The organism is Botrimarina sp., from assembly GCF_040219535.1.
Classification (GTDB): domain Bacteria; phylum Planctomycetota; class Planctomycetia; order Pirellulales; family Lacipirellulaceae; genus Botrimarina.
The window spans coordinates 1-23,942 of record NZ_JAVJSH010000018.1 but is presented as its reverse complement, the minus strand read 5'-3'; the positions used below and the strand labels follow the sequence as shown (position 1 = coordinate 23,942).

Sequence of the window (23,942 nt, the reverse complement as noted above, 5' to 3'; positions counted from 1 at the left end):
GGCTAGGCGGCCTCTGCCCGCGGCTGAGTCAGTTCGGCGATGGCGGCGGTGAGGAGGCGCCCTCCCAGGTCGTGGGCTTGGCGCTGGTGTTCGTCGAGCCGATCGACCAGGGCCATCAGCTCGTCCACCTTCGCGACAATCCGACGCTGCTCGGCGAGGGGGGGAAGGGGGAACCAATATTTCTTGACACTATTGGCAGAGAGATTGGGTTGAGCTGAACCATTGTCATACTCAAAGATTTGTGATCGCCCAAGTGGGCTTGTCAAAACGCAGTAAGCAAATCTTGGATCGACATGCTCTTCGAAACGTATGATCACCAGCGATGATGCAACCGCCCCGCGATCAAACTGCGTTACGATCGCAGTCTTACCAAGCGTGGCACCGCGTAAGCAATAAAGAATATCATTAGGCTTAACTTTTCCACTTCTAAGCGATTCAAACTTCTCTTCACTGATGTAGTTCATTGAAGTAAGCGATAGTGTTCCATCCGGTTCTATATGCCCGGTGTTGATCCAAGGGACTCCATCGGAGACGTATTCACTCCTGTTTGGATAGTTCTTGCTTCTGTCGCCATTAATAAGCTGCGCGAGCTTACCAATTTGTTGCCACTTCCACGTTAAAGGAATGAAGAAAGGACCACGTTTCGCACCTTCGGGGTTTTTGTTCTCCTTATGATCTTCAGATGACAAACCATTAGCGTCGATCCCTTCACTCAACCGGCCCTGCACGGCCATGGTGAGGATGGATTTTCTTATTGACCCTCGCGCGACGAACGAACCCTCGGCGTCGCTAGCACCGTAGCAAGGTGCATGAGACCCAAAGGCAGTGCGGCGGGGCTGGAAGACCGACGCCGTCGCGCTGCGGCGTGCTTCCAAGCAGGGGAGTCCGTCCGCACGGTGGCCGAACGTTTCGGTGTCGATCGCAGCAGCGTGAAACGCTGGCGGCGCGCCTGGCGGGAAGGGGGCGAAGACGCGCTCGCCGCCAAGCCGCACCCCGGCGGCAAACGCAAGCTCTCCGACGAGCAGCGGGACGAGCTGGTCGAGCTGATCGTCCAGGGCCCGCGAGAGGCGGGCTTCCCGACCGACCTGTGGACCTGCGCCCGGGTGGTCGAGTTGATCCGCGACCGGTTCGGTGTGGAGTACCACGCGGGCCATGTCGCGCGGTTGCTCCGCGAGCTGGGCTTCACGCCGCAGAAGCCGCGCACCGTCGCCCGCGAGCAAGACCCCGAGGCGGTCGAGCGTTGGCGACGCGAGGACTGGCCGCGGATTAAAAAAAAGCCCGCCGACGCGGCGCCAGCATCGTCTTCCTCGATGAAACAGGCTTCATGCTCCAGCCGGTGAACCGGCGGACCTGGGCGCCCGCGGGCTGCACGCCGGTGCAGCATTCGTGGGACCGTCGCGATCGGCTCAGCGTGATCGGGGCGGTCGTCCTCTCGCCGACTCGGACGCGTGTGGGCTGCTGCTTCGACGTGCAGCGGAGGAACGTGAAGGCCGACGACGCGGTCGAGTTCCTCCGTCGACTGCGGAAGAAGGTCCGCCGACCGCTGATCGTCGTGTGGGACCGCTGGAGCGTTCACCGCTCGGCCGAGAGACGGATCGCGGAGCTCGGCTGGAAGCGCATCGAGTTCGAGCACCTGCCCGCCTACGCGCCGGAGCTCAACCCGGTCGAAGCGATGTGGAGCCACGCCAAGTACGCCGACCTGGCGAACTACGTCCCCGACGACGTCGAGCAACTCAACGACGCGGTTCACGAATCGCTCAACGATCAGGCACGCGACCACCGCCTCAAACTCTCCTTCTTCAAGACCGCTCAACTCAGACTGTAAAGGAGCTCGTTGGCGGCGCGAGGGGCAATAACCCACCGGCGGATGATAACCAGATGACGCGGAGGTAGTCACCCGTCGTGGTCGTGTCCGGTGCGGTTGTAAATCCGGTGAACACGGTGTCGCCCGACGCGAGAATATTGACACGAGCTCCCGAGAATCCCGCATGTATTCGTCCATCTGAGTCGGGTGCGGCGTCGCCTTTGCGCGCAAGCAGTTGTAGATCACCGTTCAGATAGGACCAAATCCCATCGCCATGAGAGCTGGGGCCCGACAGTCGTCCCACGAAGGAAAGTTGGCCGCTGTCGTTGATGATGGGTGTGCCGAACTCCGTGAACAATTCGCTGCTGGTGGCGGGGGCTATATCACCGGTCATTGCCACGCGTCGAATCAGAGCCGTCTCAGCAAGCACGGAGGCTGAAAGATTGGCCGATATCAAGGTTATCGCGACGGAAATTCCGTACCTTCTATTAAGTGGCGTATGTCGCTGGAAACTGATAATCGCGCGAAGCGAAGTTCGCACCAGCCTAGAATCTTGACGCATCGGCTCACTTTGGTTAATCTGAATGGTCCTGTTGGGTTTCGCCCAAGTTGTATCAGCCGCACGGCGCCGCGCCAGCATGCAGTCGATGCGGCTAGGCTATGTCGAAGTGAAGGCTTTCTAAGCAATTGGAACCTACGGCAAAGTAAGTCGCAGTATAACTGGCCGTTTGGCCTTGCGGATCACGAAGTCCGTAGGATGGGTGCTCGCACCCATCATCCCGGCGTCGATCGGCGGGCCCGTTGCCTACTTCATCCGGTCCCACTCGTCGCCCCGCCACTCGGCGGCCGAACCCCAATCGGCGTCGTACTCGCCGAAGCGGACGTGCCGGTGGAACGACGACCACGGCCAATCCCGCACACGATCGACCAGGCCCTGCTTCACCCGGCAAGTGATCCCTCAGCAGCACGATCGCGTCAACCGAAAAGGGGCGTCGCGCGCGGACCTCACTAAAGGCTTGTCGCAGCGCCACACGCGCCGGTGGATCCACGAGAACCCTTCGACGTCCGTGCGTAACGACCGTGAAGACGTACGTGCCTCCGGCGATTCGTGCTCGGCGGTAGTTCGTCACGGCGACGGGGCGGACGGCCGGGAAGATGGGTGCGAGCACCCATCCTACCGACTTGCCACCGCGGTCGCCGACGGCAAGAAGACGAAGCGCTGGCGGATCGAAATGCGAAAGGTGGAAGAGTAGTCCGATCCGTGTGTCGCGCAGCGGCGCCGCTCGCCTCGGCGGACTCTGTCAGTAGCGGACCGACGCCGGTCTCTTTTGTAAGCGTTCGATCCCCTTTACTGCTCCCCCCGTCACTGCTCCGCGGCCTCTGCGATCTCCGCGGTGAACTAACCCCCCGGCGGGTGGCCGGGGCGGACGGCCGGGGGAAGAGCATGGAGCGGGCGAAGCGGCTGCGGCGTGAGCGTGTCGTGCGTCCGCCGGCGATTGCAACGGCGACGCGATACCGGCTCGCTGTGGCCTCCGCCACGCGCCCGATCGGTCAAACCGACTTGCCGAGGTGAGCGGAAGCCGCCGTTATTGGTCCCGATTGACCGCGCCCGCACACTTGGGTGCGCTGTCCCGCACGCTTCGTCGGTGCGGAAGACCAAACGGAATCGCCGGACGTTCACGCCGGGAGGGGCTCCGCTTGGAGCGGTATCCGGGCCGACGCGTCGGTAGTAGCTGCGCCCTTTCTTCCCTGATCGCGTATTCCCTTGAACCGCTTTGTGCTAGTGTACTAGTGCCTTTTCACCGCACCCCAAGACTACCCCCGCGCCAAAACCACCCCCGCGCGTTGTCGAGGAAGTTCTAGGCGTCTCTGCCGGGCGGCCTTTCGCTGAGTTTTCGCTTCGCGATTCTCATTGAGTACACAACGTTGGTTTTGGAGGTTCGGATGCTTCGTTACCGGGGCCTGACAACCGCTGCACTCGCCGTCGCTGTGACGCTAGCGGGTTCCGCCACTGCACCTGCCGACGATCGGCTGGGCGCGAACGCGACCCAAGAAGAGGCCGTCCGCCAGGCCGGCAAGGCCTACGTCGAGGCGCTGCAGCGGGGTGACGCGGAATCGCTGACCTCGCTCTGGACCGCCGACGGAACGTACACGGACACGACGGGACGCAGCTTCAATGCCCGTGAACTGATTGAACAGCAGTTCGGTGACTCCGGGGCGGCGAAGCCCACGGCGCCGGAAGCCTTCGACTACGACTCGGCCATCCGCCACGTCACGCCCGACGTGACGATCGAGGAGGGCGCCTGGGTCGATCCACACGCGGACGGCGACGCCTCACGCCGGTACGTCGCGGTCTGGAAGAAGGCCCAGAGCGGCTGGCTCCTCGACAGCCTGCGCGAATTCATCAGTGGGTCTGACCAACCCGGCTCGCCCCTTGAAGAGCTCGATTGGATGACCGGGGTGTGGCTGGGCGAGGCGGAGAACACTCGCATCGTGTGTCGCGGCGATTGGGACGATCACCGAGCGTTTATCCTGCGGCGGTTCACTGTTGAGCAGGATGGCAAACAGGTAATGGAAGCCACGCAGCGGATCGGTTGGGACCCGGTATCGCGGGTCATTCGCTCGTGGGTCTTCCATTCCGACGGGAGCGTCGTCGAAGGCCGGTGGCACAACGCCGGGGGCGATCGGTGGATCGTGAAGACCTCTGGGGCGTTGCCCGACGGACGCGTGCTCTCGGCGGTCAAGTACTGGGTTCGCGAAGGTGAAGACCGGTGCGTTTTGATGTCAACTCACGCAGCGATCGGCGACCAGGAATCTCCCGATTCAGCAGTCGAGTTTCGGCGCCTTTCGGCCACGGGCGGATGAAGTCGCCCCGGCGCCCCGTAGGTGAAAGCGTCCGGCCCGCCGTCCAGCCAAACTCATGAGCATTACCCGATGAAGCTGAATTACCTGTTTGGATTAGCAATCGCGCTGGCGATCCTTTCGACGCCCAGCTCACCCTGTGCGCCCCCCGAAGCCGCAAAGGAAGCCGGCCTGCCGACGGAAGACGAAGCCGCGGCCCGACAGCGGATCCTCCAAAGCGATTCTTGGCGCCGGCTCATGCGCTCGTTCGATGAATGGCTCTCGGTGCAGAAGGTCTACACGGAACCCGAAGTCGCACAAATGAAGGACTCCCTTCAAGAGCGAGTAGCGACTCTGACGGCCGCCGAGCTGCAGGACTTCATGGCCGACACCTCCGAACGGCTGGATGTCCTAATGAGCGAGTCCGCGAGGAGCGCCCGCTCGTATTTAGGAGTCCTCACGCAGCAGGCACGGAGGGAGCGTGTTTTTCGGTCTGGCGACGTGCCGGACGTGTTCGACCTGACCGTTAGCCAGCTGCGCGATGAGTTGGACCAACTCCAGCAACGCCGCGCCGAGCGGGCGGCCGCGCAACAGAAGTTCAATCAGGCGCAAGCGCAGCGGAACGCCGCGGCCGCTCAGCAGCGGCAGTCTCAGGCGCAGCAGCAAGAGAACATCCGGCAGGCCAGATCGCTTGCCGCCAGCACGCAGCAACAACAATTACAAGAGCGTCCGCGACAGGCGCCGAGAAGCCCCTACATGCCTCGTCCGTTAGTGACGAGTGAAATGGTGGCGCGGTACGAGATCTTGCGAAGCCTCCGCGGGTTTTGAGCGGCGGGTCGAGAACGTCCTCTCTACGGCGTACGCCACCCTCGCAGGGGCTTCGCTTGTGGCGCGCTGTCGCGACTGGCTTTTGCCAACGGGCGTCTCGCCGGCGCTCACCGCTCCGCGGCCCCCGCGTTCCCCGCGGTGACTCAGTCCCCTTCGGCGAACGGCTCGACGTCCGGCGCGATCCAGACCGGCGTCGACACGCGGAACGGCGCCGGCGCGCCGATGTCGAACGCGAAGCGGGCGAACGTGGCCGAGTAGCCCTCGGGCGGGGCCTCGATCGGGATGCGGTACGAGCCGTCGGCCTCGGGCTGTAGCGGCGTGGGCTCGTAGGCCTGGCCGACGGCCGCGTTGCGGAAGTCGCGCGCGTCGGGGTTCACCGCTCGCCAGAGGGTCGCCGTGACCGGCCGGGCCGTGCAGCGGACCGTGTGGACGGGGGCGTCGTAGTCCGACTGCCAGGTCACCTTGGGCCGCTCTAGGCCGTGGGCGACCGACGCGTGGAACGCGACCAGCGTGTCCAGCGCGTTGGAGCCCTTCAGGCTGTGGCCGGCGTTGGGCGTGTAGCTGAGGTGCTTCTCGCCCGGCAGGTCGGCGAAGTAGAACCGCGACGAGTCGGGCAGGAAGAACTCGTCGCCGGCCGCGTTGATCAGGCACTTGGGGAGCGTCAGGCGATCGCGGTACGCGTACGGGTCGACGACCCGGCGGATCGCGGCCGACTTGGGCGAGCCGAGCGAATCGGCGAGGCCCTGCCGCTCGTAGTCGCCCAGGGCCTCCGACCAGAAGCCGTACACGGCCTTGTGGTGCCGCATCGAGGGCTCGATGTTCAGCACGTCGATCACGATCGGCGCGATCGCGGCCACGCGGTCGTCGGTGATCGCCGCGAGCCACGTGGTCCAGCCCCGCTTCGACGCGCCGGCCACCGTGAAGCGCTCGATCCGCGGCGCGTCGGCTTCTTCGGCCAGGCACTGTTGCACGGCCGTCATCGCGGCGCCGGCCGACTTGGCCATCGGCAGCTGCGCGAGCCACGCGGGGTCGCCGGTCTCCATGAAGCGGACCCACGTAGCGGCCAGCAGGTCGTCCTCGTAGCGGTCGCGGCGGGGCGCGTCGCTCGCCAGCACGCGGAGCGGCTGGTTGGGCACGGTCGGCAGCTCGGCGACGACCGTCTGGGTCGCCAGGGCGGTTTTGACAAACCGGTCGTCCGCCTTCTCCGGCGCGGCCTCGCCGTTGCGGCCGCCGCCGATGAACAGCAGCGCGGTGTCGGCGGTCGCCCCCTTCGGCACGACGATCGTCAGCCAGTGCTTCCACTCGGTGCGGCTGACCTCCTCGGGCGAGCGCCAGGTCTGGGAGGTGAGGTCGACGACGAGCGTCGTGTGGGTGTCGCTCTCGACCCGCTCGACGACCTCCCAAGCGAAGGAGTCGTCCGGCGCGGCGACGTACTCGTCGAGCGCGGTGAGGGCGTCGGCCGCGCGGGGCTTGGCTTCCGCCACAGCGACTCCGATTCCTACGAGCGCCATGGCCAGGGGGCGAGCGAGCATCAGAAGGCTTCCTTGGTGCGACGGGCCTGTGGGTCGATGGGCCGGAAGACGAACCTCAGCGCCCGGCCGGGCCCGAGGCTACCCGCCGCGTCGGCACGCCGACAAGCACCCTATCGCTATCGCGGCGATCAGCCAGGTGGACGGCTCGGGCACGGCCAGCAGCGGGGTGACGCTCCCCACGCCGGCGCCGTAGATGGCCCTCACGCCGGCGATGTCGGCCGGGTGGAGCATGCCGGTCCCCAGGCCGCTGCGGCGGGGGGCGGCGGGGAACATCGTCGACTCGGGCAGGTCGCTGTGCCCCAAGCCGAGCGTGTGGCCGATCTCGTGGGTCATGATGCCCAGCACGTCCGGCTCGCTCGGCGTGCCGACGATGGCCCACGGGTCGCCGTTGTCGAAGTGGATGTCGCCGCCGATGTGGCGGCCGTTCGAGGGGAAGTAGGCGATCGCCTTGGCGGCCGGCATGCCGTTCTGAGCGTCGGTCCCGTTGATGAAGCGGTGGTTCATCCGGATCTGGCCGAAGCTGTCGTCTGGGTAGTCGCGGTACGCGAACGAGTTGGTCGTGAAGACCTGGGTGCCGACGTCGGCCACCTCGACGAAGTGCAGCGGCGCGACCGCGGCCCACAGGCCGAAGGCCTCTTCGGTGACGGAGCGGAGGAAGTCGGCCGGCACGCTGACGCCGTCCGGGTCGCGGAGGCCGCCGTCGAGGAAGTTGTTGTAGCTGTAGGTGATCGTGACCGGCGAGCCGTCGCCGCCGGGCTGCGGCCACTGGCCCCCCTGCAGCACGTAGCCCGGCCCGTCCGAAGCGGCCACGGCGCACGAAGCGCACCCCAGCGCCTCACAGAGCACGCAGGCCCGGGCCGACCCGGCCGTTAGGAGGGCGAGCACGAGGACGACCGACAGGCGCCAGAGGCTTGCGTAGTGGCTGGTCACAGGCGGGTCCTGCTCGGTGGTTGTCGCACGTCGTACAACTCGCCGCTGTTGAGGCGCACGGTGAACGGAACGAAGGGCTGCGCCCGAAAGAGCGGGATGAAGTCGTCGGGCGTCATGTGAGCGGTGACCGCCGCGGGGGGGTTCTCTCGGGACCGGCCCCATTGTCGCTCGGGCTTGGGCGGGGAGCAAGAATTCGACGCACCTGCCGAGCGGCCCGCAGATTCGCTACCATCCACCCCAGCGTCCCCGTGGCGTGCCGCCTGCCTGATGCCCTCTGCCTGCTACCTATGAAGACCGACGAGCTCCGCGAGAAGTACCTCGCCTTTTTCGAGACCAAGGGCCACACCCGCGTCGCTTCGGACGTGCTGGTGCCGACCTGGGACCCGTCGGTGCTGTTCACGCCGGCCGGGATGAACCAGTTCAAGGACCACTTCCTCGGCAAGGTGAAGCTGGATTACACGCGTGCGACCACGTGCCAGAAGTGCCTTCGGACCGGCGACATCGACAACGTGGGCCGCACGCCGCGGCACCACACGTTCTTCGAGATGCTGGGCAACTTCAGCTTCGGCGACTACTTCAAGCGCGACGCGATCCACTGGGCGTGGGAGTTCCTCACCGACGAGCGGTGGCTCGGCCTGCCGGCGGCGCAGCTTTCGGTGACCGTGTACGAGGACGACCGGGAGGCCGCGCGGATCTGGAACGAGGAGATCGGCCTGCCGACGTCGCGGATCGCTTACGAGGGTGAGGCCGAGAACTTCTGGCCCGCCAGCGCCCCCAGCCAGGGCCCGGACGGCGTGTGCGGCCCGTGCAGCGAGATCTACTACACCGCGCCGCTCGCCGAGGGGGGCTTCGCCGAGCCGCTGGAGATCTGGAACCTGGTGTTCACGCAGTTCAACCGCGTGGGCGACCCGCCGGACAACCTGCAGCCCCTGCCGAGCAAGAACATCGACACGGGCATGGGCCTGGAGCGCACCGCCGCGGTGCTGCAGGGCGTGCCGACCAACTACCACATCGACAACCTGCTGCCGCTCGTCGAGGCGGCGGCCGAAGTGTGCGGCGTCCGCTACGAGTACAAGAGCGAAGACGGCCGCCGGCTGCGGCGGATCGCAGACCACGTGCGCGCCTGCGCGTTCTCGGTGCACGAGAACGTGTACCCGGGCCCGAACAAGGAGAAGTACGTCGTGAAGCGGCTGCTGCGCCGCGCGGTGCTCGACGGCCACCAGATCGGCGTGCGCGATCCGTTCTTGTTCAAGCTCGTGCCGAAGGTTGTCGAGCTGATGGGGGGCCCCTACCCCGACCTGGCGGAGACCACCCAGCGTGTGGCGGGCGTGATCGAGAAGGAGGAGGCCAACTTCTTCTCGACCATCGACGGCGGCCTCAACCGCATCGAGCGCGTGTTCGACGAGATGCGCCGCGACAACCGCACGGCCGTCGACGGCGCGGTGGCGGCCGAGCTCTACCAGACCTTCGGCGTGCCGCCCGAGCTGTTCGAGTCGCTCGCGGCCGAGCACAACCTGGCCTTCGACTGGGAAGGTTACAAGCAGGCCATGGAGGCCCACGGCGAGGCCTCCGGCAAGCTCACGCACACCGTGATGGGCGCGAAGGGGCCGATCGACTCGCTGAAGCAAGCGATCCACGGCACGCAGTTCCTCGGCTACGACACGACCGAGGCCGAGGCCACGGTCGTCGGCATCGTGGCCGGCGTGGCCCCGGACGACCGGCTCTGTGACACCATGGAGGAGATCGGGCACGAGAACCCGGTCCGCGTGGTGCTCGACCGCACGCCGTTCTACGGGGAGTCGGGCGGCCAGGTCGGCGACACCGGCCGGCTGGTCGGCGACGGGTTCGAGTTCCACGTGACGGACACGCAGAAGGACGGCCACCTGCTCGTCCACGCCGGCCACCTCGCCCGGGGCGTGCTGCGCGAGGGGGCGAAGATCAGGGCGGTCGTCGACGCCGATCGCCGCGACGCGATCCGCCGCGCGCACTCCGCCACGCACCTGCTGCACTGGGCGCTGCAGAAGGAGCTCGGCTCCCACGCTCAGCAGCAGGGCTCGAAGGTCGACGCCGACTGGCTGCGGTTCGACTTCACCAACCTGTCGGCCGTCGAGCCGGATCAGCTCGAAGCGATCGAACATGACGTGGAGGCCTGCGTGGCCGTGGCCGGCGGCGCCGTCAAGTCGGAAACCCTGCCGCTGGCCGACGCCCGCAAGCAGGGCGCGATGATGCTGTTCGGCGAGAAGTACCCCGACCCGGTCCGGATGGTCTCGATGGGGCCGCTGGCCGACGGCTCCTTCAGCCGCGAGCTGTGCGGCGGCACCCACCTGTCGGCGCCGGCCGAGGTCCGCGCGTTCGAGGTGCTCAGCGAGGAGGGCGTGTCGGCCGGCACGCGGCGGATCACCGCGCTGACCGGCGAGAAGGCCCTGGCCAACCGCCGCGAGGTCGAGGCCGCCCTGGCCGACGCGGCCCGCACGCTCGGCGTGGCCGAGGGGACCGTCGTCGAGGCGGTCGGCCGGCTGCTCGCGCGGCAGAGGGCGCTGAAGAAGAAGCTCGCCGGCGGCGACGCCGGCGCCGCGCCGGGCGTGAAAGTCCGCGGCGGCGACCTGGCGACCTACGCCGCGAAGCGCGCCGCGCTCGCCGAGGCCGCGCGCCTGCTGTCGGTCGCGCCGGCGGGCGTGGCCGAGCGCTGCGCGGCGTTGATGGCCGAGATCGAGAAGCTCGAGGCCCAGGTCAAGCAACGCGACGCGGCCGGGCCGCTCGACGCCGACGCGTTGCTAGCAAAGGCCGAGACCGTCGACGGCGTCACGGTCCTCATCGCCCAGACGCCCGGCGTCGCTCCGCCGCTCATGCGGCAGCTGATCGACGCGGTGCGTCAGAAGACCCAGCCCGCCGCCGTGCTGCTCGCCAGCTCCGAGGGCGACGACAAAGTGGTCCTCATCGCGGGCATCACGAAGGACCTGCAGGACCGCGGCGTGAGCGCCGGCAAGTGGATCGGCCCGGTCGCCGAAGCGGTCGGCGGCGGCGGCGGCGGGCGGCCCGACATGGCGCAGGCCGGCGGCAAGCAGCCGAGCAAGCTGCCCGACGCGCTGGCCGTCGCCAGAGAGACCCTCGCCGCGATGCTCCGCGCGTGACACTTCGCCGCACGGTTTGCCATTGAAACCAGGCGCCGCGCTGCGCTAGGTTGGAGACTGTCAGGCGGACCTCGCCCAGCCGGGCGTGCTTCTCACCATCGCGACTGCTCTCCCACCGGTTTCGGCGCGCCGCCGATCCGGCCCGTGGCGCACGGGCCGGCTACTGGAACGCCCGCGGATCGTGTCGGCCCAACCGGGGCCCACGCGACGCCGGGCTTCGGCCGCCCCACGCCTGCGCCGCCGGGCGGCTTGTCTCGAGGAGAGCGAACGATGACCCACCTAGTTGATCGGAGAGACTCCGCCGCGCCGCTGGAGCTCAGCGGCCGCTGCCAGGTCACGGCGCGGGGGCCAAACTGGCTGTTCGTGACGGTCGAGTCCCCGTCGCGGGCGCTCGGGCTCGCGGAGCGGCTGCGTCAGATCGCGGCCTCGCAGTTCACTTACCGGATGGTCGTCGAGTTCGCCGACGGCGAGGGCGAGGCCGACCCGGCCCGTTTGGCCAGCGAGCTACGCCTGCTCAACGCGTGGCTCGACGAGCGGGGCGGCGTGCTCCGGCTGTGCGGGTTGCGACCCGAAGTGGCCGCCGCCGTGCTCGGGCAGGCGGGGTGCTCTCGCTTGCGGAGCCACGCCAGCTCGTACAGCGCGGTGTGGGGCGGGAAGGACGCCGAGGAGACCGTCGTCGAGACGCACCCACCGCGTCGGCCCCGCTAGAGCCGCGTCAGGCGAGCAGCCGCTTGCGCAGCTCGTTCAGCTTGCCGACGATCGGCCGCTCCTGCTTGCGTGCGTCCCACAGGCCCGCGTTGGGCAACCGGTGGGCGCCGTGATCGGTCAGCTCCGACCACAGCGCGACCTGCACCGCGTTCTTCGCGAGCAGCATCGGCAACCGCCGGCTCGCCCACTCGGCCTGCCGCTCCGGCGTGAGCAGGTCGGGCTTGTCGCCGGCGGCGACGACCGACAACCGCGGGTCCGCCTGCGGGTCTTCTTCGGCCGACGCGGGGAACGCGAGCGACAGCATCAACGGCGACTCGAGCCGCAGGTTCCACAGGTCGACCAGACGGCTCAGGGCGAGCGGGTTGCGCAGCTCCGATCCGTCGGGGCGGTAGCCGATGTCGAGCTGCAGGTCGAAACCGGCCACGCCCAGGTCGGCCCGCTCCAGCGCGTCGGCGTAGTCGAGCGGCGAGAGTTCCGCCGGGCGCTTCGCGCGGTACTCGCCCCACGGCTGGTCGACCCCGACCACGACCGGCGTGTTCGGGTCGAGCTGGCGCACCGCCCGCACGGCGGCCGCGGTGACGTTCAGCCGCTGCTCGTCGGTGAGCGACAGGACCCGCTCGCGGTTGATCTTCGACGCCACGTGCCAGAGCTGCACCCTGCCCCGGTAGCGCTGCACGGCCGCGCGCACGTGGCCCAGCATCAGCGAGGTCAGCGTCTCGAGGTCGCCCTCCCACAGGTACGACCAATCGGGCATCAGCCGCTCGTCGAATTCCAGCAGCGGCCCCGCGCACACCCGGAGGCCGGCCGACCGCGCCCAGTCGAGCGGCTTGTCGACGGGCTCCCACTCGCGCGTCCCTTCGATCGGCTCGCAGAGGCCCCAGCCGCACGACACGGCCGCCAGGTTGAACGTCTCGGCGATGCGTTTCGCCGTCGGCCCGCGCGGCGCCTTGGGGCCCAGCCGCACCCCGAGCAGCGTGGTCAGTTTCTTCCCTCCCGCCATGCGGATGTCGAGGGCTTGCTCCGCGTACAGATCGGCCAGCAGGCACGCCGTGTCGGCCGCCCGGGCGATCGCCTCGTTCGCCAGGCGCGAGGCGGCGCTGGGATCGGTCGCTTGTGTGGTCGCCGCGCGCGAGAACAAACGCGTCGCTTCGCGCACGCCGTCGCGGACCGGGTCGGACAGCCGCAACCCAAGCTGCTCCCACCCGGCGAGCTGGTCGCGGACGCGGAACAACAAGCCGCGGGCCAGCTCGACCTCGAGGCGGTAAGGCCTCTCACGCTCCACCAACGACGAAGTGCCCAACAACCAGTCCCCCGCGCCGGCGATCGGCCAGGGGATATGGAAGCAGCCCGAGCTGTCTTCGACACGCTCGACAACGACCTGGTCGCCGCTGCGGAGCGTGCGGCCGAAGGTCGGGCTCTCGTCCATCCCCGACACGTACGCGCGGGCGAGCCGCTCTTCGCTCAGGAGGTTAGGGTCATCGGCGACGAACCGCATCAAGCCCATGTAAAGCGACCCGCGAGCAATCCCGACAACGAAACGGAAACAGCCACCCGACCATCGGACGGCGGCCAACCCGCGGACGAACCACCCTCACGTCAGCCCCTGCTTAGCGATAAGCCCCTGCTGAGCGATAAGCCCCGCCCGGCGGCAGGCCAGCCGGTTTCCGCAAGTGCTGTCGACACAGTACGTTAGTAGCCCGCTCTCGCGGCAACAACCGGCCCGCACGGAGGGCCCCCGCCGGGCGGCTGAACCGACTACCCCGCTAGCTGAGCCGTGCCCGCCCCCGAAAAGCCAGCCGAGGCGCCCTTCGCACCGATGCGCCGCGGCAAGGTACGCGACGTTTACGACCTGGGCGAGCACCTGCTGCTTGTCGCCAGCGACCGGATCAGCGCCTTCGACTGGGTCCTCGACGCCACGGTGCCGGATAAGGGCCGCGTCCTTACGCAGCTTAGCCGCTTCTGGTTCGAGCGCCTGGGCAGCGAGCTGGGCGTCGAGCACCACCTGATCACCTGCGACGTCCACCAGATGCCCCTGCCCAGCGGCGCCGACCGCGCGCGGCTCGAGGGGCGGTCGATGCTCTGCCGCAAGGCGCGGGTCGCGCCGTTCGAGTGCGTCGCGCGGGGTTACTTGGCCGGTTCGGGCTGGAACGAGTACCAAGCGAGCGGGCGGGTGTGCGGCGTGGACCTGCCCGGCGGGCTACGCGAGAGCGACCGCCTGCCCGAGCCGATCTTCACGCCCGCCACGAAAGCCGACGAGGGCGAGCACGACGAGAACGTGCCCTTCGGGCGCATGGAGGCCGACCTCGGCCGCGAGCTGGCCGCGGAACTGCGGGACCTGACGCTGCGCATCTACCGCGCCGGGGCCGAGCACGCGGCGTCGCGGGGGCTGCTGATTGCCGACACGAAGTTCGAGTTCGGCCACGCCGACGACGGCCGGCTCTTGCTCATCGACGAGGTGCTCACCCCCGACAGCAGCCGCTTTTGGCCGGCCGACAGTTACTCGCCGGGGAGCCCGCAGCCCTCGTTCGACAAGCAGTACGTGCGCGACTGGTTGCTCGCTTCGAGCTGGGACCGGCAGAGCCCGCCCCCGCCGCTGCCGACCGAGGTGGTCGCGCACACCCGCGACAAGTACATCGAGGCCTACGAGCGGCTCACGGGAGAGCGTTTCGCGTGGCGCTAGTTGTGAGGCGCTAGTTGTGAGGCGCTAGGCGCTAGTTCTGTCGCGCAGTCGGCAAGTCCTAGCGCCCCATCTCAGGCCGAGCCGTCCGACGAGGGCTTGGCGTCCGAGTTGGACGAGTCGGCCTGGGCCGCGTCGGGCTTGGAGGTCTTCGGCCGGGAGGTCTTCTCTTTGGCCTTCTTGGCCGCGCGGGGGGGCTTGGGGGGCTTCTCTTTCGGTTTCTCCTTGTCGCCGTCGTGCTCGGCCTCGAACTCGCGCCACGTCATGGCGCGTCGCATCGGCTCGATACGCAGCACGACCTCGCCCCGCTGGAACACGCGGACGGTGCCGCTGGAGCTGCTGATCGCGATGCCGATCGCGTCGGTCGCGTGGCTGATCTGGGCGGCGGCCCAGTGACGCGCGCCGAGCCCCTTGGAGAGCGAGATCTCCGTCGACGGGGGCGCCGAGATGTGTTGCGCCGAGGCCATCACCGTGCCGGTCGACGAGATGATGAACGCCCCGTCCATCTGGGCGATCTCCTTGACCCCCTCGCGGACCTTGCTGTCGGCCAGGCTCCGCTCGGCGGCCGTGTAGCCCTTGACCGGGTCGAAGCCCATCGGCTTGCAGTACTCGAGCGTGCGGCGGTGGTCGCCTACCACCAGCAGCGTGCCGACCGGCTTGCCCTCGCGCCCCTCTCGGCCGATGTCGACCGCCAGATCGATCACCAGCTTGAGGGTCTCGGTGGGGACCTTCGAATCGATCTGCCGCAGGTCGCGGACGGTGAGCCGGCCGAGGTGCTCGTCGAGCCGGATCAGGCTGATCGAGTCGATCACGCCCGGGTCGAAGCTGCTGTGAAGCGTCACGACCGTGGAGCCCGCTTCGAGGTGCTCCTCGGCGACCGCCTCGAGCAGCGCCTGGGTCAGCCGCTCGTAGACCGGCGCGTCGTTCATGCCAAGGAGGATGGTCTCGAGCGAGACATCGCCCTCCTCGTCGTGCGCGCCGGCCAGTTGGTCTTCCGAATCGGCCGCGACGAGCAGCTGCCGCGAGCCGACCGCTTGCTGCAAGCGGCCCCAGTCGACAGGCCGCTCGGCGAGGAACAACACGGCGTCGGCCGAGTGCTGATCGGCGATCGCTACGGCCGCGGCGCAGAAGCCCTCCAGCTGGGCGGTGAATCGGCGGGGCTGCGCGCCGCGTGGAGAGGCCATACCGGTTGCGTTGTCGATCGCGGAGTCGCCACGCCACTCACGAGACAAACCGGCGCTGGCTGAGCGCACCGGCAAAAAGAAGGCGCAGCAGGGCCGCCCACCGCCGGAAAAAGCGAATCGCGGCGGCCCGTTCCCTAGCTTAACCGATCGCCCCGCAAGCGATCAATCCAAGCCGCCGGGGCGCCCCGCTGGACGGCCTCCCCAGCGCGTTGGGCGGTTGCGGAGAGCTGCGGAGGTGGTCTGGCCGACGACTCCTCGGGCTGAGGCCGCGAGGCCCAGGTTCCCACGGGCCGCTTTCCGCCGCCCGCTCCCAACCTTCCCCCGGCCAGCTACCTGCGCCGGCTCGCTGCGCTGCCGGTGCGCGACCCTCCGAAGATGCCGAACAAGCCCGAGGGCTCCGGCGGGCTGTTCCGCATCACGCCGCGGTAGATCGGGTACTCGCGGTAGAGCCGACCGGTCGGATCGACGGCCGCGGCGACTTGGCCCGACGCGTCGGTGTCGTGCGGGCGGAAGACGCGCTTGTCGTACAGCACCAGCGCGTGCAGCGCGTGGGCGATCGAACCCAGGTGCCACTCGTGGTCGGCATGGCCCGCCAGCAGGTTGGTCAGGTAGTTCACCGCCCGCACCGAGCGGTAGGAGCGCAGCTCGTCGTCGCTCAGCGAGTAGACCAGCCACTCGAGGGTGTGGCCCGTGGTGCGGAGTCGCCGATCGATGTCGTCTTCGTCGCCCGGGCCGCGGAACCACGAGGTGCTGAGCGAGCCGTCGTCGTTCTGCAGCCGGAACGCGTAGGCCTCGTACTGAGCGACGAATTTCTGGGCCTCGGCGTACTCGCCGTCGACCTTCTCGCCGCGCGCCTCGCGGCGGCGGTAGGCCAGGCTGAGCCCGGCCAAGCGGTGGGTGCCGCCGCAAGCGGCGCCGCGGATCGGCTGGCCCCGCTCCTCGGCGATCAGCCGCGGGATGTCCCACGCCTCGCCGCGGTCGTTGGTCCAGCGGGCGTCGGAGTCGAGGTAGTGCCCCAGGCCGATGAGCTTGAAGGTGAGCTCCGTGCCCGGGTAGCAGGTGCGTTGCTCGGCCTCGATGAGGTCGTGGATCGTGAACTCGCGGCCGTCGACGCGGATCGGGTAGTCCGGGCTCACGTTGCACTGGGCCAGCATCGCCAAGAACTGTCCGCGGTGCCCCTGCAGGCTCACGCCGACCTCCACGTCGAGCGTGCCGTCGTCACGCACGACCATCATCCGCTTGCCCGCCGAGGGGCGGTTGAAGCAGAGGTGGCCGACCGCGGTCAGGTAGGGTCCCTGAGGGCCGCCGTCGCGCACGCGGCTGTGCAGCTCGTAAGCGAGCATCGCGTGCATCAACTCCCACGGGTCGTTCTGTGCGGTGTTGAGCGGCCGTGAGTAGTAGTAAGAAAGCACCGTGCGGAGGCGCGCCCGCAGACTCACCATGCTGCGGCTCAGTGGCGGCGGTGGCGACGCCGGTTCGGCGGCGGTCTTCGGCGCGGCCTCGACGCGGGGGCGCTTTGTCGCAGCAGATTCTGCCTGCTGGCGAGGGGCCACCGCGTCGGAGGGGGCCTCCTCGGCTTCGGCCGACGCGATCGACCGCGCCGACTTCGGCGGCGCCACCCGGGCCGGTTCTTCCGAGGGTTCGGTGACGGGATCGGCGTCGGCCGCCGGGGAGGAGGAGAAGCGCGTGTCGCGGTCCTCTTCCTCCGGGATCTCGGGCTCCTGGATCTCGGGCTCCTGGATCTCGGGCGCCCGAGTGTCGGCCGCCGAGCCGCCCTCCGGCGCCTGGGCGTCTGCCGACACCCGCGGCGCTTGCAGCGGCAGCACCGACGGGTCCGGCGTCCGCTGCGCGGGCGATGCCGTCACGGCAGGCGTCGACAGCAGGACCCCCGCGTCCTGGTCCCCCGCTCTGCCCGATCGTGCGGGGCGGCCGGGCGCGACGAGCCGTGGTGCGTCTGCCCGATCGGTCGCCGCTTGCGGGGCGGCTTGGCGCGGCGGGGCGTCTGCTTCGGCGGCGGGCTTCGCGGCCGGCGTCTGGAGTGCCGGCCGCCAAGGCAGCCCGGCACGCGTGGCCACGCGCACCGGCTCGGTCGGCGGCTCGATCGATTCCAGCGCCCGCTTCGGCAGGATCTCGGTCAACGGCTGCGGCGGGCCAGAGAGGATGGACTCGTAGCGTTCGCCCGACCATGCCGGCATTGCTAGCACGAAAGCGAGGAGCCAGGGCGCCACACGCCGCCGCCCCCCAAGGCGCCTACCAAGATCGCTCGAGCTGCAAAGCATTCGCTGGCCTTCCCCTTCGTTCTCACAGCGAGCGACCCTCGCCGCTTCAACCCCAACGCCGATCCCCGGGCGCACGCCGACCGCCTAACCGGCGTGAGGACCTACAACCGCGTCAGCAAGGGGTATCGGGAAGGGCCGACGGGCCGCGACAGCTATTCGGTATCCCGCCCGCCCGGTCGCAGTTGAGCGACGCAGCCGTCACCGCTGGCGCAGCACGCAGAAGCGTTCAGAAGAACGGTATCCAATCCGGCAGGCGATTCGCGACCGACGTGCGGTCCTCCGCGTCGGCCGGCGGTTCGGCGCCTTGGGCGAGCGCCACATAGGCCGACACGTCGCCCCCCAGGTCCCGGCCGGTCGTGCGACGCATCGCTTCGACGCCCGCCAGTTGCATCGCCGGGTTGGGGTCTTGCAGCAGGGGCAGCAGGCGCTCCTTCGGAGCACCGACGCGACCCAGGGAGCGTGCGGCCGCCACACGCACGTCGAACGAATCATCCGACTGGGCGACCGCGGCCAACGCGTCGACCGCGTCGGCCGCGCCGCGGTCGCCCAGCAAGCGGCAACCGGTGCGTCGGACGTGGGGGTCGTTGTCTTTGAGGGCCGCGATCAACGCCTTCTCCGAAAGCGGCGTGCGGAAGGCGGCGGCCGATTCGAGAGCCGCTTGGCGGATCAATGGATCGTTCTCCGAAGCGAGCGTCTCGACGAGTTGCTCGACGAGCTCGCGTTGCTCGGGCGTGTCTTGGCCGGTCGACTTGTCCGCGATTTCGCGCACGTTGGCGGCGCGCTCCGCCGGCGTCGCAAACGACGTGCGATCTGGCCTGAAGAACGGGTTGAGCCGCGCCAGCCGGGGATCGGACTGGCAACCGCTGCTCAGAACAGCCAGGGCGGCGAGCAATGCGACCTGATAACGCATCTCGGGAGGCGCCTGCGGTGTAGGGGGGGGACGTGCCGGCAAACGGGGCGGACCGTATCAGGGGGGCCGGTCGGAAGCCAAGAGAGCTTTCGCAGCAGTTAACGCCGCCACGCCCGCGGCGCCGGCAGGCCGGCCGCCCCTTCCGGGGGCCAATAGCCTAAGATGCCCGAGGACGCCGACGCGCCCGACCTCTCCGCGTGCTCGCCCTCACTCACGCTCATGGCCCAGCTCACCACGTTTGTCTTCACCGACCTGGTGGGCTCGGTCACGCTGAAGCAAAGGATGCCCGGCGCGGACGCGGCCACCCGCGACGCGGCCTACGTGGAGCGTGTGCTCACCCCCCACCGCCAGCGGATCGAGGCCGGCCTCGCCGACGCGGATGGCCGGGTCGTGTCGACCGCCGGCGACGGGCACTTCCTGGTCTTCCCAGACACCGCCCGCGCGGCGCTGTGGGCGCTGAGGGTGGTCCGGTCCCACGTGGAGGACCCGATCTTCGCCGACGGCGGCGCCGTCGCGCAGGTGCGGATCGGCATGCACGCGGGCACGCCGCAGCCCGACCCGGCCGACCCGGACAACTTCATCGGCCGCGCAGTGGACTACGCCGCCCGGCTGGCGGACCACGCGCAGGGCGGGCAGGTCTTGGTCTCGCGGACGACCGCTTCGCTCATCGAAGACGGCGCCCTCGACGGCGTTCGCCTGCACCCCCACGGGCGGATCGAGCTGCGTGGCATCGGCGGGGCGGAGCTGTACGAGCTGCTCGACGGGGGCCGCCAAGCGACGCCCCCACGGCGGCGTGCGTCGGACTCGCCCGCGCGGCAGTGGAGTGTGCTCCCGAGGACGATGGCGCTCACCGAGTACGCGGCCGGCTCGAGCGCCGCCGCGGGCGGGACCTCGTCGGCCACGGCGGTGCGGCCGCGGCGGGTCGGCAACTACGAGCTGGCGGAGCTGCTCGGTCACGGCGGCATGGGCAACGTTTACAAGGCGCGGCACGCGCAGTTCGAACGGCCCCGCGCGGTGAAGATCATCCGTCCCGACCTGGTCGAAGCCGGCGGCGACACGGTCGTCGAGCGGTTCTACCAAGAGATCCGCGCGACCGGTGCGCTCGAGCACCCGAACCTGGTGGTCGCGATCGACTCGTCCTCCCCCGAGGACGACGAGCACTACCTGGTGATGGAGTTCGTCGACGGGGTCGGCGTCGACCGGATGCTCGAATCGGAGGGGGCGTTGCCGGTCGCCGACGCGTGTGAGATCGCGCGCCAAGCGGCGTTGGGGCTCGAGCACCTGTACGAGCAAGGCCTCGTCCACCGCGACGTGAAGCCCTCCAACCTGATGATCACCCTGGTGAGCAACCCGCACCTGGCGGTCACGCCGGGCGGCGCCGGCGCCGCGGCCGGCGACCTCGCCGCCCGCAGCGCCGGCGCGAAGCTGCCGGTCGTGAAGCTGATGGACCTCGGCCTGGCGCTGCTGGTCCGCGGCGACGACGAGCGGCTCACGCGGCTGGATCGCGGCGGCATGGGCACCGGGCATTACATGTCGCCCGAGCAGTGGCGCACGACGAGCGTCGACATCCGCGCCGACGTGTACAGCCTGGGCTGCACGCTCTACCACCTGCTGATGGGCGAGCCGCCCTTCGCCCGGTCGGACCTGAAGCCCGAACGCGCGCACGCGACCGCGACGCCGCCGCCGCTGCGTCCGCCGACCGGCGCGCCGCGGGAGCTCGTGCGCCTGATCGAATCGATGATGGCGAAGCGCCCCCAAGACCGCCCGCAGACGCCCGGCCAGGTGGCCGACGCGTTGGCGCCGCTGGCGGCCGGCCACCGGCTGGCGGAGCGGGTGCGGCGGCTGCAACGGGGCGAGTCCTCGGCGGGCCGCGCCGACGGCGACGAGACCCGCCCCGCGCCCCGCGGCGAGGCCGACACCCGCCGGCCCCGCACGCTGGTCTCATCGACGGCCGAAGCGGCGGTGCGCCGCAGCCCCTGGCTGTTGGTCGCCGCGACGACGCTCGCCGCGTGCGCGGCGGTCTTCGCGCTCAGCTACGCGAATCGCGCGCGGCTGGAACAGCACCAAGAGTCGCTGCTGAGGACGGCCCGCTTCGCGGCCACCGACGTGGCCGACGCGATCGACAAGCGCGTCGGCACGCTCGCCAAACTGGCCTCGCGGCCCGAACTGCGCCGCGCCGTCAAACAGGCGATCGAGGAGGGCGACCGGTCCGCCTTGCAGGCGTGGCTCAGCGAGAACCGCGGATTCAACGACGAGTCGCTCAACCTCGACTCGAGCAGTTGGTTCGTGACCGACCCTCGGGGGGAGCAGCTCGCACGCGACCCTTGGTCCGACTCGATCGGCCAGAACTACGCCCACCGCGATTACTTCCACGGCCTGGGCGCCGACCTCCCGGAGAACCCCTCGCCGGCGCCCGACCCGATCTCCGAGCCGCACCAGTCGGCCGTGTATCAGAGCGACACGACGAGCGACCTGAAGCTGGCGTTCTCGGCGCCGATCACCGAAGGGAAGGAGGTCCTCGGCGTGCTGGCGATGTCGGTCGAGCTGGGCAACTTCGACGAGTTCCGCAAGACAGACGACGACGCCGGGCCGGTCGAGATCTTGCTGGTCGACGTGGGCGAGAACCGCCTCCGCGGCGAGACCTTCCGCGGCTTGGTCCTGCACCACCGCAACCTCGGCCGCTTCACGAGGGGGGGCCCGGCCCGGCTCTCGGACGGGCTCGTCGAATCGATCCGCCAGACGCGCGGGGGCCGCAACGGCGCCGTGTTGCCCACCTACGACGACGTGTTCGAGCGGCGTGACGGCGAGCCGATGATCGGCGCGGTCATGTGGGTGACGCCCAGCAGCCTCTCGCCCGACCAGCGGCACTCGTGGGTCGTGGTCGCTCAGGAGCCCAAGCCCTGACGCGTGGCGACTCGCCGCTCGCGTGCTAGGCCGGCCGCCGAGCGAACAGAGCGTGAGCGGCCCCGGCCACGCCGTGTTGCATGAGGGTGACCGCGAGGATCGCCAAAACGGCGACCGGCTGGTCGCCCATCGTGGCGCCGATCAGCCCGAGCGCCAGGCCCGTGTTCTTCATGCCGAGCGAATAGACCCAGGCGATGCGGCCCGCGCGGGCCAGGCCGGCCCAGGTCGCGAGCCGCGCGGCGGGCGTAGCGCACGCGATCGGGAGCGACAGCGCGGCCGCCACCGCGGTCGCCAGCAGCGGCCAGTCGGGCTCCGCGAGCACGCGCGGCAGGGAGACCGCCGCGTTGACGTAATTGAGCAACAACAGCGCCGCGGCCGACACCAGCGCCAACACGTGCCGCGCGGCGTCGAGCCGCTCCCCGCCGAGCGCCCGGCGCGTGGCGAAGCCGACGAGCGTCGGCCCGAGCACCCAAACCACAAACACGATCCCGGTGAACCGCGAGACGAGTTCGTCGGCCCGCGCGGCCATCGCTTCGTTCAGCGCGAAACCCATCGCCCACAAGAGCACCGGCGTGGCCCAGGGGCAGAGACAAATCGAGAGCACCACCAGCCCCAAAGCCCAAGCGAGCGCGCCGCCGGACTGGTGCGTCCAGGCGACGGCGGAGTTCGCTACCGGCATCGCGCCGGCGAGCGCCAGCCCCACGACCAACGCGGCCGCGGCCGACGGGTCGAGCCACAACGGCGCGAGCCAGCCCCAGGCCGCCACGACGACCACCGGCGGCAACCAAGCCCCCGCCAGCGCCAGCAACAATCCGAGGGGGCGCTGGGCGAGCTCGCGGAGCTTGCCGAGGTCGACCGACGCGGCGCCGCAGAACAGCAGCACGCCGACGAGCACCAGCGAGAAGCGGATGGGGGCGGGCCCCTCGGCTTCGGGGGCGAGCCCGCGCAGCCAGACTCCGGGCCCCGGCGCCACCGCGGCGGCCACGTACGTGGCCACGAGCAACCACACCAATCGGCGGCGCACCCAGTGGGCCAGGGGCGCCGCTGGGTCGGGCGATCGGGGCGGCGGGCTGTCGGGGGGCATCGTGGCAGGCTAATCGCCGCCCGCGTCGGCGGCGAGGGCGATCCGGCTCAACCTTCTACGCGGCTCTTGAGCCGCTCGACCTCGTCCCAGAGCTCGCGGATCTCCTCGGAGAACTCGCTCCGCAAGTCGGCGAGCTGCGCGGCGAAGTCCGAGGCCGCCATCGGCGCCGGCTCCGAAGGGGTGGCCTCTTTGGGGGCCGCGCTGCTCGCGTCGGCGGCCGCGCCCGTCGGCGCGTGGCCGTAGGCCGAGGCCGGTCGGCTGCCGGGGTCGTCGCCGGCGTCGGCGACGCCGAGGTCGCGGCGGACGCGGTCCCGCTCGCTCTGCGAGTAGAAGCAGTGGGAAACGATCGCGCCACGGCCGGGCGGCGTCAGGTACTCGATCAGCCCCTTCCCGACGAGCGCGTCGAGGATCGGCCGCAGCTCGCTCACGCCGGGGATCGGCTCCATCCGCGCGGCGCGGCCGCGGAGGTCGCCGACGGTCTGGGCGCCCCGCAGCAGCAGCTCGGCTACCACGGCGAGCTCGGCCTTCTCCACGCCGAGCCACTCGTACATGCGGTGGCGGTACCGCTCGACCCGCGAGTCCCCCTGCACCACCGTCAGCGCGCCCTTGCTGCGGAGCGAGTCGATCGCGCGCTCCAGCTGCTCCTCGTCGAGGTCCATCTGCGGGAAGCGGTTGCTCTTCTGGTTGCACCCGGTCCGCAACGCGTTGAGCGACAGCGGGTACGCGTCGGGCGTGGTCTTGGCCTTCTCGACGAGCACGCCGAGCACGCGTCGCTGGGGGGCTTCGAGCGGTTCTCGTGCGGCGTCGGGCATCGGTCGATCGGTCGGGGGAGTTGTGGGGTTCGGCGTCCCCCATCGTAGCGCAGCCGGCGGGCGGTACGCGAGCCCTCGGCGCCGCGGCGTGGCGACAAGAGCGCACGAAAAAACCGCGGGCCGCTCTTGCGAGCGGCCCGCGGTCAAGCTTGCGGTCTCGGGTATCAGCCTGCGTGATCAGTAGGTGATCACACAGTCCATGCCGAAGGCCCAGTTGTTGTAGTCCTCTTGGTCGGCGAAGCCGACGTTCGCGGCGGCGGCGTCCGACGGGGTCCAGTCGTAGCGGACCTCGGGGCGGATGACGACGTTGGCGTGCGG

The 23,942-nt window shown here is 69.6% G+C and carries 19 protein-coding genes; 8 read left to right on the top strand and 11 right to left on the bottom strand.

Annotated elements, in window-relative coordinates; translation table 11 throughout:
- Positions 1-2: 2 nt before the first annotated feature.
- Positions 3-734 (bottom strand): restriction endonuclease subunit S, encoded by a 732-nt coding sequence (locus tag RIC11_RS10065; RefSeq protein WP_350210831.1) that lies wholly within the window; start codon positions 732-734, stop codon positions 3-5.
- A gap of 75 nt (positions 735-809) precedes the next feature.
- On the opposite strand from RIC11_RS10065, the gene RIC11_RS10060 reads away from it, so the two are divergent.
- Together RIC11_RS10060 and RIC11_RS10055 are read left to right on the top strand one after the other, a co-directional pair.
- Positions 810-1,340: an IS630 family transposase gene (locus tag RIC11_RS10060; protein WP_350210829.1), complete on the top strand. Its 531-nt coding sequence runs from the start codon at positions 810-812 to the stop codon at positions 1,338-1,340.
- Complete coding sequence (locus RIC11_RS10055) at positions 1,325-1,825, top strand: transposase (RefSeq protein WP_350210827.1); 501 nt, start codon at positions 1,325-1,327, stop codon at positions 1,823-1,825. Before RIC11_RS10060 ends, RIC11_RS10055 begins: the two co-directional genes overlap by 16 nt.
- Here the strand turns inward: RIC11_RS10055 and RIC11_RS10050 are convergent.
- Together RIC11_RS10050 and RIC11_RS10045 are read right to left on the bottom strand one after the other, a co-directional pair.
- A complete protein-coding gene (locus tag RIC11_RS10050) occupies positions 1,815-2,366 on the bottom strand; it encodes a DUF7453 family protein (protein ID WP_350210825.1) in 552 nt (183 codons plus the stop codon). The two genes, RIC11_RS10055 and RIC11_RS10050, sit on opposite strands and share 11 nt — an antisense overlap.
- Before the next feature lie 243 nt (positions 2,367-2,609).
- Positions 2,610-2,747 carry a hypothetical protein gene (locus RIC11_RS10045; protein ID WP_350210823.1) on the bottom strand — a complete coding sequence of 46 codons (138 nt, stop codon included), beginning with the start codon at positions 2,745-2,747 and terminating at the stop codon, positions 2,610-2,612.
- Between the two features lie 1,001 nt (positions 2,748-3,748).
- Between RIC11_RS10045 and RIC11_RS10040 the strand changes: the two genes are divergently transcribed.
- Entirely contained in the window at positions 3,749-4,669 is a 921-nt protein-coding gene (locus RIC11_RS10040; protein WP_350210821.1) for a YybH family protein, read from the top strand.
- Between the two features lie 69 nt (positions 4,670-4,738).
- Positions 4,739-5,473 (top strand): hypothetical protein, encoded by a 735-nt coding sequence (locus tag RIC11_RS10035; protein WP_350210819.1) that lies wholly within the window; start codon positions 4,739-4,741, stop codon positions 5,471-5,473.
- A gap of 143 nt (positions 5,474-5,616) precedes the next feature.
- Here RIC11_RS10035 and RIC11_RS10030 read toward each other — a convergent pair whose 3' ends face one another.
- Complete coding sequence (locus RIC11_RS10030) at positions 5,617-7,005, bottom strand: PhoPQ-activated pathogenicity-related family protein (RefSeq protein ID WP_350210817.1); 1,389 nt, start codon at positions 7,003-7,005, stop codon at positions 5,617-5,619.
- Positions 7,006-7,083: 78 nt separating this feature from the next.
- On the bottom strand, positions 7,084-7,935 hold the full coding sequence (locus RIC11_RS10025) for a matrixin family metalloprotease (RefSeq protein ID WP_350210815.1): 852 nt from the start codon (positions 7,933-7,935) through the stop codon (positions 7,084-7,086).
- Between the two features lie 287 nt (positions 7,936-8,222).
- Between RIC11_RS10025 and alaS the strand changes: the two genes are divergently transcribed.
- Together alaS and RIC11_RS10015 are read left to right on the top strand one after the other, a co-directional pair.
- Positions 8,223-11,066 (top strand): alanine--tRNA ligase, encoded by a 2,844-nt coding sequence (gene alaS, locus RIC11_RS10020; RefSeq protein WP_350210814.1) that lies wholly within the window; start codon positions 8,223-8,225, stop codon positions 11,064-11,066.
- Positions 11,067-11,336: 270 nt separating this feature from the next.
- On the top strand, positions 11,337-11,774 hold the full coding sequence (locus RIC11_RS10015; RefSeq protein WP_350210812.1) for a hypothetical protein: 438 nt from the start codon (positions 11,337-11,339) through the stop codon (positions 11,772-11,774).
- Positions 11,775-11,781: 7 nt separating this feature from the next.
- Here RIC11_RS10015 and RIC11_RS10010 read toward each other — a convergent pair whose 3' ends face one another.
- Positions 11,782-13,269, bottom strand: coding sequence for a hypothetical protein (locus RIC11_RS10010; protein ID WP_350210810.1), 1,488 nt, complete (start codon positions 13,267-13,269; stop codon positions 11,782-11,784).
- A 321-nt stretch (positions 13,270-13,590) separates the two neighbouring features.
- Between RIC11_RS10010 and RIC11_RS10005 the strand changes: the two genes are divergently transcribed.
- Entirely contained in the window at positions 13,591-14,454 is an 864-nt protein-coding gene (locus tag RIC11_RS10005; RefSeq protein WP_350210839.1) for a phosphoribosylaminoimidazolesuccinocarboxamide synthase, read from the top strand.
- 71 nt (positions 14,455-14,525) lie between these two features.
- On the opposite strand, the gene RIC11_RS10000 is transcribed toward RIC11_RS10005, so the two are convergent.
- The 3 genes from RIC11_RS10000 to RIC11_RS09990 all read right to left on the bottom strand — a co-directional run bounded on the left by RIC11_RS10000 (position 14,526) and on the right by RIC11_RS09990 (position 18,824).
- A complete protein-coding gene (locus RIC11_RS10000; protein ID WP_350210808.1) occupies positions 14,526-15,635 on the bottom strand; it encodes a DNA integrity scanning protein DisA nucleotide-binding domain protein in 1,110 nt (369 codons plus the stop codon).
- A gap of 329 nt (positions 15,636-15,964) precedes the next feature.
- The gene (locus RIC11_RS09995; RefSeq protein WP_350210806.1) at positions 15,965-17,830 is read right to left on the bottom strand and encodes a hypothetical protein; all 1,866 of its coding nucleotides are present in this window, start codon (positions 17,828-17,830) and stop codon (positions 15,965-15,967) included.
- Positions 17,831-18,140: 310 nt separating this feature from the next.
- Positions 18,141-18,824 (bottom strand): HEAT repeat domain-containing protein, encoded by a 684-nt coding sequence (locus RIC11_RS09990; RefSeq protein ID WP_350210804.1) that lies wholly within the window; start codon positions 18,822-18,824, stop codon positions 18,141-18,143.
- A 162-nt stretch (positions 18,825-18,986) separates the two neighbouring features.
- Between RIC11_RS09990 and RIC11_RS09985 the strand changes: the two genes are divergently transcribed.
- Positions 18,987-21,728: a protein kinase domain-containing protein gene (locus RIC11_RS09985; protein WP_350210802.1), complete on the top strand. Its 2,742-nt coding sequence runs from the start codon at positions 18,987-18,989 to the stop codon at positions 21,726-21,728.
- 25 nt (positions 21,729-21,753) lie between these two features.
- On the opposite strand, the gene RIC11_RS09980 is transcribed toward RIC11_RS09985, so the two are convergent.
- A complete protein-coding gene (locus RIC11_RS09980; protein WP_350210800.1) occupies positions 21,754-22,812 on the bottom strand; it encodes a bile acid:sodium symporter in 1,059 nt (352 codons plus the stop codon).
- Positions 22,813-22,859: 47 nt separating this feature from the next.
- The gene (locus tag RIC11_RS09975; RefSeq protein ID WP_350210799.1) at positions 22,860-23,624 is read right to left on the bottom strand and encodes a DUF480 domain-containing protein; all 765 of its coding nucleotides are present in this window, start codon (positions 23,622-23,624) and stop codon (positions 22,860-22,862) included.
- Positions 23,625-23,942 lie beyond the last annotated feature (318 nt).

Coding starts and splice junctions, on each gene's coding strand:
- RIC11_RS10065 (WP_350210831.1), bottom strand. CDS start 734: ATGGCCGTGCAGGGCCGGTTGAGTGAAGGGATCGACGCTAATGGTTTG.
- RIC11_RS10060 (WP_350210829.1), top strand. CDS start 810: ATGAGACCCAAAGGCAGTGCGGCGGGGCTGGAAGACCGACGCCGTCGC.
- RIC11_RS10055 (WP_350210827.1), top strand. CDS start 1,325: ATGCTCCAGCCGGTGAACCGGCGGACCTGGGCGCCCGCGGGCTGCACG.
- RIC11_RS10050 (WP_350210825.1), bottom strand. CDS start 2,366: ATGCGTCAAGATTCTAGGCTGGTGCGAACTTCGCTTCGCGCGATTATC.
- RIC11_RS10040 (WP_350210821.1), top strand. CDS start 3,749: ATGCTTCGTTACCGGGGCCTGACAACCGCTGCACTCGCCGTCGCTGTG.
- RIC11_RS10035 (WP_350210819.1), top strand. CDS start 4,739: ATGAAGCTGAATTACCTGTTTGGATTAGCAATCGCGCTGGCGATCCTT.
- RIC11_RS10030 (WP_350210817.1), bottom strand. CDS start 7,005: ATGCTCGCTCGCCCCCTGGCCATGGCGCTCGTAGGAATCGGAGTCGCT.
- alaS (WP_350210814.1), top strand. CDS start 8,223: ATGAAGACCGACGAGCTCCGCGAGAAGTACCTCGCCTTTTTCGAGACC.
- RIC11_RS10015 (WP_350210812.1), top strand. CDS start 11,337: ATGACCCACCTAGTTGATCGGAGAGACTCCGCCGCGCCGCTGGAGCTC.
- RIC11_RS10010 (WP_350210810.1), bottom strand. CDS start 13,269: ATGCGGTTCGTCGCCGATGACCCTAACCTCCTGAGCGAAGAGCGGCTC.
- RIC11_RS10005 (WP_350210839.1), top strand. CDS start 13,591: ATGCGCCGCGGCAAGGTACGCGACGTTTACGACCTGGGCGAGCACCTG.
- RIC11_RS10000 (WP_350210808.1), bottom strand. CDS start 15,635: ATGGCCTCTCCACGCGGCGCGCAGCCCCGCCGATTCACCGCCCAGCTG.
- RIC11_RS09995 (WP_350210806.1), bottom strand. CDS start 17,830: ATGCCGGCATGGTCGGGCGAACGCTACGAGTCCATCCTCTCTGGCCCG.
- RIC11_RS09990 (WP_350210804.1), bottom strand. CDS start 18,824: ATGCGTTATCAGGTCGCATTGCTCGCCGCCCTGGCTGTTCTGAGCAGC.
- RIC11_RS09985 (WP_350210802.1), top strand. CDS start 18,987: ATGCCCGAGGACGCCGACGCGCCCGACCTCTCCGCGTGCTCGCCCTCA.
- RIC11_RS09980 (WP_350210800.1), bottom strand. CDS start 22,812: ATGCCCCCCGACAGCCCGCCGCCCCGATCGCCCGACCCAGCGGCGCCC.
- RIC11_RS09975 (WP_350210799.1), bottom strand. CDS start 23,624: ATGCCCGACGCCGCACGAGAACCGCTCGAAGCCCCCCAGCGACGCGTG.